At 36.8% G+C, this 13,528-nt stretch carries 7 protein-coding genes; 3 read left to right on the top strand and 4 right to left on the bottom strand.

The window, feature by feature from the left end; translation table 11 throughout:
* Positions 1-131: 131 nt before the first annotated feature.
* Positions 132-6,590: a GEVED domain-containing protein gene (locus JHL15_RS20375; protein ID WP_200248839.1), complete on the top strand. Its 6,459-nt coding sequence runs from the start codon at positions 132-134 to the stop codon at positions 6,588-6,590.
* Positions 6,591-6,687: 97 nt separating this feature from the next.
* Here the strand turns inward: JHL15_RS20375 and coaE are convergent, their stop codons facing one another.
* The 4 genes from coaE to ruvB form a co-directional block, all read right to left on the bottom strand.
* The gene (gene coaE, locus JHL15_RS20370) at positions 6,688-7,317 is read right to left on the bottom strand and encodes a dephospho-CoA kinase (protein ID WP_200248836.1); all 630 of its coding nucleotides are present in this window, start codon (positions 7,315-7,317) and stop codon (positions 6,688-6,690) included.
* Positions 7,318-7,325: 8 nt separating this feature from the next.
* Complete coding sequence (locus tag JHL15_RS20365) at positions 7,326-8,192, bottom strand: MBL fold metallo-hydrolase (RefSeq protein ID WP_200248833.1); 867 nt, start codon at positions 8,190-8,192, stop codon at positions 7,326-7,328.
* A 24-nt stretch (positions 8,193-8,216) separates the two neighbouring features.
* Complete coding sequence (locus JHL15_RS20360) at positions 8,217-8,828, bottom strand: FMN-binding negative transcriptional regulator (RefSeq protein WP_200248830.1); 612 nt, start codon at positions 8,826-8,828, stop codon at positions 8,217-8,219.
* Between the two features lie 81 nt (positions 8,829-8,909).
* Positions 8,910-9,932, bottom strand: coding sequence for a Holliday junction branch migration DNA helicase RuvB (gene ruvB / locus JHL15_RS20355; protein ID WP_172280723.1), 1,023 nt, complete (start codon positions 9,930-9,932; stop codon positions 8,910-8,912).
* A gap of 148 nt (positions 9,933-10,080) precedes the next feature.
* Between ruvB and hutI the strand changes: the two genes are divergently transcribed.
* Both hutI and JHL15_RS20345 read left to right on the top strand, forming a co-directional pair.
* Positions 10,081-11,310 (top strand): imidazolonepropionase, encoded by a 1,230-nt coding sequence (gene hutI, locus JHL15_RS20350; RefSeq protein ID WP_200248827.1) that lies wholly within the window; start codon positions 10,081-10,083, stop codon positions 11,308-11,310.
* 200 nt (positions 11,311-11,510) lie between these two features.
* Positions 11,511-13,526 carry a BCCT family transporter gene (locus JHL15_RS20345; protein WP_200248825.1) on the top strand — a complete coding sequence of 672 codons (2,016 nt, stop codon included), beginning with the start codon at positions 11,511-11,513 and terminating at the stop codon, positions 13,524-13,526.
* Positions 13,527-13,528: the final 2 nt, after the last annotated feature.

Below are 13,528 nucleotides of genomic sequence, written 5' to 3'. Positions count from 1 at the left end.
TGGGGATTTTTTTTTATTGAAATGTTAAATTATATTATTGTGAAATTTGTATAAAAAAAATGATTGTACCTACAAATTAATAACAAAAAATGATTAGATTTGTATAATTAATATAATATATTGAGAAGCTTATGAAGAAAATTTTTACTTCTTTCTTCTTTCTCTGTCTGTTTGTCGTCACCAGTGCACAATGGAGTCCGACATCGTTCAGGGGAGAGAAAATCAGAGGAAGTTCTGAAATTAAGAACTATTACTCTTTAGACATTCCCTTATTAAAATCCCAATTGGCAAACGCACAAGAAACAGGCAAGAATGCAAAGCCTGTGACTATTTCGTTGCCTACGATGGATGGGAAAATTGAAAGATTTGCCGTTTACAGCTTTCCGGTTGTTGTAAAGGAATTGGCAGACGAGTATCAACTTGGATCTTATGTAGGAGTCGGGATCGATGATCCGGGCAAGTACCTGAGATTTAGTTTAGCACCCAATGATTTTCAGTCAATGATTTTCAAAAATGGGAAGGCTGAATTTATAGAACCGGTGAATAAAGACAAGACGGTTTACGGTGTGCATCCGAAAACTGATAAAAGCAGTGAAGGGTTTTTATGTTCTATGGATGAGAACCTTTTATCTAAGCAAGAAATTAATCGACTTTATGAAAAAGGCTCTGCCTTTACAAACCAAACCACCAATTTTGCAAAGTCCTCGGATAAGAAGTACAGAACAATGAGGTTGGTAATGTCTGTAACAGGTGAGTATACTCAGTTTCATGGTGGAACAGTTGCTGGAGCACTTACTGCTATCAATGCAACTTTAACCAGAGTAAATGGCGTTTTCGAAAAAGATTTTGCATTACATTTAAATTTACAGAATTTTCCTGGTGTAATTTATACGAATGCTGCAACCGATCCTTATTCTCCGGCAGCTGCTGGAGCTGGTGGTGCCTGGAATTTAGAACTGCAAAACACATTAACAGCTAATGTGGGAAATGCCAATTATGATATTGGGCATTTATTTGGTGCTTCAGGAGGTGGTGGTAATGCAGGATGTATAGGATGCGTCTGCGTGGATCCAACTACCGGAGTTCCAAAAGGAAAAGGTTCTGGATACACATCTCCAGCGGATGGAATTCCACAAGGAGATAATTTTGATATTGATTATGTTGCCCATGAAATGGGACATCAGTTAGGAGGTAATCATACCTTCTCTCATGGTCTTGAAGGAACTGGTGTTAATATGGAGCCAGGTTCAGGATCTACTATTATGGGATATGCGGGAATTACAGGAGCTAATACCGATGTTCAGCCGCATTCTGATGATTATTTTCATATTGCGAGTATCAAGCAGGTACAAGCTAATTTAATTAGTAAAACCTGTGATGTAGAGACTCCGGTAGCAAATAATCCACCCGTAATCTCTGCTTTACCTACCTATAATATTCCAAAGGGAACTGCTTTTGTATTAACAGCATCTGCAACCGACCCTGAAAATGACCCAATGACTTATACTTGGGAAGAAGTAGATAATGCGACAGTAACCATTAATAAAAATAACTTAGGATTAACAACTACAGGAGCTTCATTCAGATCTATTGCTCCTACAACAAGTCCTATAAGATATTTTCCTAAATTATCTTCAGTATTAGCTGGAGTTCTTAATAACTCTAACAATGGCTGGGAATCAGTTTCTACTGTGGCAAGAAACAGTAAGTTTTCTGTGACAGTGAGAGATAACAGTCCTATAGCTAATCAGCAGCAAACACAGTTTGCAGAACAGGTGATTACTGTAGGTAATGATGGTCCTTTTAAAGTAACAACAGCAACAGCTTATAATAATGGACCAAGTACTGTTACCTGGGATGTAGTTAATACTACAGCAGCTCCTTATAATGTTGCCAATGTGAAAATTGACTATACAACAGATAATGGTGTTACATGGAATGTTTTGACACCTTCCACTGCAAATGACGGAACTGAATCTTTAACTTTCGGAGCTTTAACATTAGGCTCTACGGTTAAGATTAGAGTAAGTTCTATAGGTAACGTGTTCTATGCTATTGGTAATGCAACCGTAGCTAGTTTAGCAGCATGTACCGGAGCAGCTCCGACAGGTGTTGTTGTTTCAGCGATTACTCAGACACAGGCAACTGTTTCCTGGGCAGCTTCTGCAGGAGCAACATATGTTGTTCAATATCGTCCTGTAGGAAGTACGACCTGGATTCCTGTAAATGCTGCGACAAATACTGTTACGTTAACAGGTTTAACGGATGGTATTCAGTATGAAGTTCAGGTTGCTAATGTATGTTCAGGAACACAGGGAGCTTTCTCTCCTTCTGTAAACTTTACAACTCCTGGATTGAATTATTGTCAGATGCAATCAAGTAACTTCGCGAGTGAGTATATTTCTAACGTTACAGTAACTCCAGTTGGAGCCGCAGTGATGAGTAATAACTCAGCTGGAAGTACGTATACAGATTACAGTACCAATCCGGCTACTTTGGTAAATCTTGTGATCGGTTCTACAGGTAATACAGTTTCAGTTTCAAAATTTTATCCGGGAGGATTTACTTATTCTGAAGCAGTAGGTGTTTGGATTGATTTTGACAGAAATGGTATTTTCGATGCTTCGGAGCAAGTTATGAACTCTCCTTCCAGTACCACTACTCCTGTAACAGCTACATTTAATGTTCCTGCAACAGCATACAACGGTCCTTCAACTACAAGGATGAGAGTGGCGATGCGATATAACACTTCTCCGGTAATGTGCCAAAATTTTGGTGATGGTGAAGTGGAAGATTATGCAGTGAAGTTAATTCAGCCAATACCATGTACAAGTAATGCTCCATTAAATCTTACCGTAACTAATATTACTGCAACTTCAGCATATGTTATGTGGGATCCTGCAATAGGAGCTACTTATATATTAGAATACAGAGCAGTAGGAGCAACTGCCTGGACACCTGTTCCTTTGACAACAAATGCATATACGATTACTGGTTTAACTGAATCATCTCAGTATGAAGTTCGTGTAGCTTATATTTGTTCTGGAACGACAGGAACTTTTACAGCTCCGGTTCAGTTTAGTACTCCAGCTGTAAATTATTGTAACGTTACGGGGAATAGCACGAATGGCTATATTTCAAATGTTAAAATAACTGCAACGAACTCTTACGTCATGAATAATGACTCTGGAGCAAACTCATATACAAATTATTCTGCAGATCCTGCGAAATTAGTAACATTCGTACGTGGCTCTGTAAATAATGGTATTTCAGTTGATAAATCTTGGCTTACACCAAGTTCTTTCCCTCCTTCTTTAGCAGTTGGTGCTTGGATCGACTTTAACAGAAACGGAATATTTGAAGCAAGTGAAAGAGTAATAAATACAACTCCTAATAACACAACTCCTATCACTGCAACATTTACTGTTCCGAATACATCTTATAATGGACCACTTACCCTTAGAATGAGAGTTATTATCTCTTCATCTACTATTAGTGATCCATGTGTAAACATTACGAATGGTGAAATCGAAGATTATGCTGTAAGGATTGTAGACCTGCAGCCATGTTCTACGGCAGCACCAGCACCAATTATGGTAAGTAGTGTTACAGCATCTACAGCTACTGTTTCCTGGCTAAATGCTACTGGTGCTACTTATGCACTAAGATATAAAGCAACAGCATCAGCTACATGGGTAACAGTAAATCCGGTACCTGCACCTGGATATATCTATACGATTCCTAATTTAAATGGAGCTACTCCATATGAAGTACAGGTAGCAACTATTTGTGGTGGTACTCAGGGTGCGTGGTCGGCATCAGTGAATTTTACAACATTAGCAATTAATTATTGTAATGCTGGTACTGCGACTGTAGGAGATGGTTATATCAATAACGTAACTGTTAATCCTACCAACTCTATTGCAATGAGCAATAACTCAGGACCAACTACTTACTCAGATTATTCCAATGATGTTACTAAGCTTATTACATTTATGCGTGGTTCTACAGGGAATAATATTTCTATTGGCAGAACCATCTTATCCAGTACTTATGCTACATCAGTTTGGATAGATTATAATGGAGATGGTATTTTTGATAATGCTACAGAGAGAGTAATGAATCTTGGTTATTCTAGTACAACTCCTGTAACGGCAACTTTCTCTGTTCCGGCTAACGCATATATTGGAACAAACAAAGTGAAAATGCGTGTCGTTGTTTATTATCTTACCATTGACAGTGCATGTCAAAACTTCACAAGTAATGGTGAAGTCGAAGATTATGCTGTTAAGTTTATAGATATGCAGCCATGTACTACTGCACCTCCAAGTAATATTACGGTATCCAATATCACAGCAACTACTGCTAATGTTTCTTGGTTTGCTTCTACCGGAGCTACATATGTATTAAGATGGAGATTAGGAGCTACAGGGGCTTGGAATACTATTGATCCTGTACCTGCACCTGGAAACAGTTATACAATTACTGGTCTTACAGAACTTACCGGATATCAGGTTCAGGTAGCTACAAGATGTGGTGGGGTTTTAGGAGCATTCTCAGCTTCGGTTCCATTTACAACTACTGCTATTAGCTATTGTAATATGACAGGAACCGGAACTAATGATTACATTTCTAATGTAACTATTACTCCTGTAAACCCTGGTATTGCACCAATGAGTAATACTTCAGTACAGACTAACTATATCAGCTACACGACACCAGCTACGCTTGTTAACCTGGAAATAGGTTCTACTGGTAATAAAATTGCTGTTACTAAAGGATGGGCTGGTGCTACTAACAGTGATGCTGTAAGTGCATGGATAGACTTTAATAGAAACGGAGTATTTGAGACGAGTGAGCAGATTATGGCTATTTCTCCAAATACAACAAGTACTGTTAATGCTACATTCAATGTTCCTTCAACAGCATATAACGGACCTTTGACAACGACTATGAGAGTCGTATTGAAACGTAGCAGTGCTCCTGTAATGTGTCAGGTGGCAACAAATGGTGAAGTAGAAGATTATGCGGTAAGATTGAGACCATGTGCCACTGGTGTTCCAACCAATCTGGCAATTAATACAATTACTCATACATCAGCAATTGTAAACTGGACAGGAGTAACGAATGGCTTTACTTATATTTTGCAGTACAGACCTTTAGGATCTACTACATGGACCACTGTGAACGCATCTACTCTTAATGGTAACCCTCCGGTTCAGTTGACAGGTTTAACTCCTGCAACGACATATGAGGTACAGGTTGCTACAAGTTGTGGAACTACACCGGGAACATTTACGCCAATTAAGACATTCTCTACGAGATGTGATCCTACACCTCCTACTGTGACGATTAGTAATGTAACAACAAACTCTGCATTGGTAACTTGGGCGCCTATCGCTCCTAGTTCAACATATGTGTTAAGATACAGGGTTGTAGGGACAACTACTTGGATTCCAATTACAGTACCAACAACTCCAGGGAATTCATATCAGTTAACAGGATTATCTCCTTATACTACTTATGAAGTTCAGGTAGCTAATATATGTGTAGGTGAAACTACGATCAATCCGTATTCAAACCCTAAAGTGTTTACTACGGAGAGAACATGTGAATTACCACCTCCGGGATTAACGATAACTAATCTGACCCCTACAACAGCAGTTGTTGTTTGGGATCCATTCCCGGGAGCTACTTATATCATAAGATATAGAAAAGTAGGTATTCCAAGTTGGACAACAGTTTCTGTAGCGACGAATACAATTACCCTTACAGGATTAACAGAATTAACGAAGTATGAAATGCAGGTTGCTAACATTTGTAGTGGTACTCCAGGTACTTATACACCTCCATACTTCTTTACTACTCCGACAGTAATTTATTGTCAGATGTCATCTGGTAGTTCAGTAAGTGAATACATTTCCAATGTTACAGTAAAACCTAGTGGTAAACCGCAAATGTCTAATGATTCAAATGCTCAGAATTATTCAGACTTTACTGGTGATCCTACCAAGTTTATTGAATTGATCCAAGGTTCTACAGGTAATGAAATTTCCATTGCTAAATCTTGGACAGGAACAACAAACGATGAAGGTATTGCAGTATGGATCGATTTCAATAGAAGTGGAACTTTTGATCCTAGTGAAAGAATTCTTGTTTCATCGCCTAACACTACAACTCCTATCAAAGGTACATTCAGTGTGCCAGCTGATGCATTTGTCAGTATGACAGATTATAAGTATGTTGTGATGAGGGTGGCAATGCAGAAAGATGCGATTCCAGTGAATTGTGTAAGCTTTGCCAATGGTGAAGTTGAAGATTACACGGTAAGAATCTCTAAACAAACAGTACCAAATCCTGTTAATCAAACAGACATTCTTATCTATCCTAACCCGGTTAGTTCAGTGTTATATGTGAAGAATATTAGCAAGAGAGCTAATTACAAACTTTACAATGCTGCCGGACAGCTGGTATCGGGAGGAATTATCTTGAACAACAAGATTGATGTGAGCCAATTGATAAATGGAGTATATGTGATCGATATCGATGATGTAAAGGGCACAGCTCAAAAGAAATTTATCAAAGAATAATAAAATAATCACTATTAAATAAAATGAGCTCTCAGAAATGGGAGCTTATTTTTTTTGCATAAAAAAAACTCGCTGGAAATTTCCAGCGAGTTTTTGTTTACTCTATTTCGAAGATAATTCGCTCTGTTTGCTCCTTTAAATCTTCTAAATTGGTTTCATTGTAGATAATGTAATCCGCAACTTTTATTTTATCTTTTTCGGGCATTTGCCTTTCCATGATTGTCTGTACCTCGCGATAGGTTTTATTATCCCTATCCATCACTCTTTTTATTCTGATGTTGTCCTGTGCTGTTACCAGAAGTGATTTATAGCATTGTAAATTAAGTTTTAATTCAAATAGCAAAGCTGTCTCTTTGAAAACTAAATATTTGGATTGTCTTTTTACCCATTCTTCAAAATCAATTCGAACAGCTGGGTGTATAATACCATTTAACTTTTGCAGTAGATCATTGTTATTAAATACTTTTTCTGCTACAAATTTTCGATCATAAGAGCCGTTCTCATCATAAGATTCATTTCCTAAAAGTTCTTTAATTTTTTCTTTCAGGTTTTCATTGTCATTGACAATTGTTTTTGCTCTGTCATCAGAATAATAAACCGGAAATCCACATTCTTCTATAAAGTGAGCTACCGTAGTTTTACCTGAGCCTATTCCTCCGGTCAGGCCAATGATCTTGGGTGCTGGTTCCGGTTCGGCTTTTTTCGTTTCTGAATATAATTCTTCCATACTTTAAATTAATATCCAAAAACATCATTAAAACTATGAATCTCGTCCAATCTTACTCCTTTATCCGTCATTTTAAGACTCGCTAATTCATTATGTGCATCATGCTCAAAGAATAACAGATATTCATTGTCAACACATTGTTTAAGAAACCTGCTTTTTTCCTCTACTGTTAATAAAGGTCTTGTATCGTATCCCATTACATACACCGGGTTAATATGTCCAGCTGTAGGGATGAGGTCTGCCGCAAAAACGATTGTTTTTTCCTGATACTGGATTACCGGAAGCATTTGCTTTTCAGTATGCCCGTCAACGAATATAACATCCATTTTCAAATCCGGAGCAAATCCGTAATTTCCTGTTGTGGGAAGCGGTAAAAAATTCAATTGTCCGCTTTCCTGTATAGGAAGAATATTTTCTTTTAAAAAACTAGCCTTCTCTCTGGGGTTGGGTTCAGTTGCCCACTTCCAATGATTTTCGTTAGTCCAGAAATGAGCATTTTTAAAAGCTGGTCGATAACCTGTTTTATCATCATTCCATTCAATAGCACCACCACAATGGTCAAAATGCAAATGCGTCAAAAAGACATCAGTAATGTCTTCCTTTACAAAACCATATTTTTTTAAGTTTTTATCTAAATTATCATCTCCCCAAAGAGAGTAATGTCCGAAAAATTTCTCATCCTGTTTATTTCCAAGACCGCAATCCACTAAAATTAGTTTCTTACCATCTTCTATAAGTAGAGATCTTGTTCCCAGTTCTATCAGATTTCTTTCGTCTGCAGGATTCGTTTTTTCCCACAGACTCTTTGGGACGACTCCGAACATAGCGCCGCCGTCCAGCTTAAATTTTCCACATTGTATTGGATATAGCTTCATATAATATTATGTTTTATAATGTATTTACTTTTTAATTGATTTCATTTTTTCAGCAATCTTTTTCCCGTCATCATCAGAGTTTTCAAGATGAGAGATGATATTCTGATAGTCTCCTTCTTTTCTATTTTGGGAAAGTTTTTGCTTGATAAATATTTCTGTAGGAATTATTTTTATACCAAAAGCTCCTTTCATTTCTTTTTCTACAAACTCCTGACCCATGTCCTTTACTAACATTGGGCATTGCTGAAACTTTTCATATTTAGTGGTTAATTTATCCAAATGCTTATAAAGCTCATCCTGATCCATCAGCTCAACTTTTCCATGGATCTGCACTGCTTCATAATTCCATGTTGAAACATTAATATGATCATACCAACTACTGGAAATATAAGTGTGAGCTCCTAAAAAGTCACAAACCACATCATCACCGTTTTTAAGCGTTTTAGCTTGCGGATTGGCTCTTGAAATATGTGTTTCTATATACATATGATCAGGATCGTCTTCATTAAGCATCATCATAGAATGGGTCGCTCTTATCTTATCTACAGAAGAAATAAGTAAAGCGAAAGCATTCTCTTTGATGATTTCGCGCATTACATTATAATCTTCACTTTTATATAATTTAGGTATAAACATAAAATTGACTACTCTTTATTTTAATCATAAAGCCACTTACTATAGTAAAAAAACTTAAACAACAAACTCAAAACCTTATACTTAAAAGAGTTCTCCCGGATTTTTTGGGATTGGAATTTGTAAATGTTTGTACGCCTTCTCTGTTACTTCCCTCCCTCTGGGAGTACGAATAATAAATCCTTCCTGGATCAGAAAAGGTTCATAAACCTCTTCTAATGTTTCCGGGTTTTCCGCAATCGAAGTAGCTAATGCAGAAATTCCTACAGGTTTTCCCTTGAAATTTTCAATCATGACACGCATGATCTTATTATCCATTTCATCCAGACCAAATTCATCCACATTGAGGGAATTTAAAGCATATTTTGTAATGTTAATTTCAATTTCACCATTCCCTTTTATTTCTGCAAAGTCACGAACCCTACGCAATAACGCATTGGCAATTCGTGGTGTTCCTCGGCTTCTTCTTGCAATTTCAATGGCTGCATCTTCATAAATCTTCACTCCCAGAACTCTTGAACTTCTGATAATGATCATTGATAAAAGTTCTATGGTGTAATATTCTAATCTGCTCTGAATACCAAATCTTGCAAGCATTGGTTTAGTAAGCATCCCGCTTCTGGTGGTCGCACCTACCAGTGTAAATGGATTCAGCCCAATCTGAACACTTCTCGCATTAGGACCTGTTTCAAGCATAATATCTATTTTGTAATCCTCCATTGCAGAATACAGATATTCTTCTACCACTGGCGATAAACGGTGGATCTCATCAATGAAAAGAACATCATTCTCCTCCAGATTGGTTAAAAGGCCAGCTAAGCTTCCAGGTTTATCCAAAACAGGACCTGATGTTATTTTGCAGTTTACACCCAGTTCATTGGCTATAATATTGGCCAAAGTTGTTTTTCCCAGACCTGGCGGGCCGTGAAGAAGAACGTGGTCAAGGGCACCACCTCTTTTTTTAGCAGCGGTAACAAAAACTTCGAGATTTTCTAATGTCTTTCTCTGTCCCGCAAAATCTTTAAAACTCTGGGGACGAATTTGTTCTTCCTGCATGAGCTCTTCATGAGAAAAATTTTCCTTATCTGGATGTAAAAAATCAGGCATTAATTCATTTCATTTACCTCAAAGATAGGAATTTTAGGCTTAGGTTGGGGAAAAGGTTATGCTAAAAAATGAAGGTTAAAAGATATTTTTTAAGTACTTTTGGGATGAAAATTTAATTCTAAACACAACTTTTTCTGATCATATACTCATGAAATTAATAGGACCATTTAAGCAAATCATTACACTTGCCAATCTTTCATTAAGAGGAAAATTATCTGACGATCAACTTGAAATAATCCTTGATGGAGGAATTCTTGTCGATCACGATAAAATCCAAAAAGTGGGAAACTTCAATGAGTTAAGATCAGAAAACCCGGATATCATGATCGAAGAAGTTGAAGGTGAGCAAATCGTACTTCCTGCTTTTGTAGATTCCCATACCCACATTTGCTTTGGTGGAAACAGAGCTAATGATTTTGCTATGAGAAATGCAGGGAAAACGTATCTGGAGATTGCTGAAAGTGGAGGAGGGATATGGAGTTCTGTGCAACATACAAGAAATGCATCTGAGGAAGAATTGCTCAAAACTTTGGTAGAACGTATCAACTTCCTGATATCTTTAGGCATAGTAACCATTGAAGTGAAAAGCGGATATGGCTTGGATGTAGCAAATGAACTAAAGATGCTGAGAATAATTAAGAAAGCTCAGGAGCTAACAAAGGCTACTTTGGTTCCGACCTGTCTTTCTGCGCATCTAAAACCAAGAGATTTTGAAGGAGGAAATGAAGAATATTTAAATTATATCCTTACAGAGATTTTACCAAAAGTAAAAGGAGAAAATCTCGCAAAAAGAGTAGATATCTTTATTGAAAAATCAGCATTTCAACCTGAAGAGAGCAAAGAATTTTTATTAAAAACTAAAGAATTAGGTTTTGAAATAACCGTTCATGCAGATCAGTTTACTCCGGGAAGTTCAAGAATTGCTGTGGAGGTTGGTGCCCAGTCTGCTGATCATTTGGAAGCGACTATTGATGAGGATATTGAATTCCTTGCAAATTCCAATACAGTAGCAACTGCATTACCGGGAGCGAGTTTAGGATTAGGGGAAAAGTTCACTCCGGCACGGAAATTGTTGGATGCAGGAGCTATTCTTGCAATAGCCAGTGACTGGAACCCAGGTTCCGCACCGATGGGTAACTTAATTACCCAGGCTTCTATTTTAGCAACATACCAAAAGTTAACGACTGCAGAAGTTTTAGCAGGGATGACTTTCCGCTCAGCATATGCTCTTGGGTTAGAAGATAGAGGAAGATTACAAAATGGGTTAAAAGCAGATTTTGTAACTTTTAAAACTGATAATTTCCAAAATGTACTATATAATCAGGGAAGCTTAGCCGCCGAAAATGTTTATATCAATGGGGAAAAGTGGGCTGTATAATGTAATACACCTGCCTTTCGTTTAGAATCTTATTTATAAGTTTCCCTTAGTATGCCAATATTATTTTCCGTAGGAAAATGATTCTGTAGTTCGTAAGTGTAATTGATAAAGAAAGACCATCTTATTTTTCTTATTTTTTTGAATGCTTTTGTTGCGGCTGTGCCTGAATAATCTATCAATAATTAATACGAAAAATAAATATGATGAAATTTCGAAGTACACAATCAACGTTCAGTAAAGGGGTAACAATTCCGAGTTTAATTTTTATTATCGGGACTTGTTTTCTTTCTGCTGTATACCCAGAATCAACTGAAAATATTTTAAATGGTATTAAAGAATTTATTTTTGTTAATCTTAACTGGGTCTATGTCTGGTCGGTGACCCTATTTGTTATCTTTCTTGTCTATCTGATGTTTAGCAAATATGCTCATATTAAGCTAGGCTCTAATGATAGCAAACCTGAATATTCACTTTTTTCCTGGATTTCGATGCTATTTGCTGCAGGGATGGGGATTGGTCTTATCTATTTCAGCGTGGCAGAACCTATGCAGCATTATTCGTCAGAGGTTTTTGCAGACAATCATTATATCAACAGGGCGAAGCAGGCGCAGCTCTATACTTTTTTCCACTGGGGAATCCATGCCTGGGCAATTTATGGAGTCGTAGGTCTTTCACTATCCTATTTTGCTTACAGATACAGATTGCCTCTTTCTTTGAGAAGCTGTTTCTATCCTTTGCTTAAAGATAGGATCAATGGAAAATGGGGAAATGTCATTGATGTATTTGCTCTTTGCTGTACCTTTTTTGGAATTACCACTACATTAGGATTTGGAGTGGTTCAGATTAATTCCGGGTTACAGACTCTGGGGGTTATTCCTGAAAATAATTTTACCTCTCAGATCATCATAGTCGTTTGTCTTGTATCTCTTTCTGTTTTTTCTGCAATTAGCGGGGTAAATAAAGGAGTGAAAATTTTGAGTAATATCAATATAATTAGTGTGATTGCACTTTTACTGTTTGTATTGGTATTAGGTCCAACTGTTTTCTTGATAGGAAGCTTTACCGAAGGATTGGGAAATTATGTCAACAATTTTTTTGATCTGACATTTAACACGCATGTCTACGAGAAAAAAACTCTGCCCTGGTTTTATGATTGGACAATCTTATATTGGGCATGGTGGATTTCGTGGTCACCATATGTAGGTCTATTTATCGCCAGAATTTCAAAAGGAAGAACCATCAGAGAATTTATTCTTGCGGTATTGATATTACCTACACTATTTAATTTTATCTGGATGTCAGTCTTTGGAAACAGTGCAATTTGGTTTGATCTTAATATAGCAGATGGAAAACTAAGTCAGTTAGCTTCCAATCCTGATGCATTAATGTTTCGGTTTTTAGAGTATATGCCCTTGTCTACTTTTACCAGCTTTTTTGTAATAGCCATTATCATTATATTTTTTGTCACTTCAGCAGATTCAGGAATATTTGTGATGAACAGTATTGCAACTAAAAATGCTAAAACATCACCCAAATGGCAATTGATATTCTGGGGATTATTATTAGCTGTGCTTTCTCTTTTATTGTTAAATGTGGGGGGATTAAAAGCTCTTCAGAGTATGACATTAATCACTGCGCTGCCATTTTCAATTATCGTACTTTTATTCATTGTAAGCTTGATGAAAGCATTGATCATCGATCAGAAATATTATGAAAGAAATTTTTCTGCTTCTGCTATTCCCTGGTCGGGAGAATTTTGGAAAGAACGTCTGAAAAGGATAGTTTCATTTAAAGATAATTCTTCGGTAGATGGGTTTATCCAGAATACGGTAAAAGAAGGCTTTACAGAGTTACAAAAAGAATTTGCAGAAAATGGAATTGAAGTGAAGATTAATCAAAGCGAGAATCCAACCAAAATTGAAATGGAAATTCATCATGGAGTTGTAAACAACTTTATTTATGGAATAAAGAATCAGGAAAAAACGGTTTCGGAATACATTATTCATGAAGAGAATCTTCCCGATTTAGAAAATAATACAACCCATTATCCAAAATCATATTTTGGAGATGCAAGAGAAGGATATGATGTACAATATTTTACAAAGAATGAATTGATCTCTGATGTACTTAAACATTATGAACGATTCTTAGAAATTATATCGGAAGAGAAGAATGAAATGTTTATCAGCAGTAATGCTAATCAGGGAAAGGTATAAAA

It is taken from the genome of Chryseobacterium paridis (assembly GCF_016595215.1).
GTDB classification, from domain to species: Bacteria; Bacteroidota; Bacteroidia; order Flavobacteriales; family Weeksellaceae; genus Chryseobacterium; species Chryseobacterium paridis.
The sequence above is the reverse complement of the archived record's forward strand: the minus strand, read 5'-3'. Positions and strand labels throughout refer to the sequence as shown.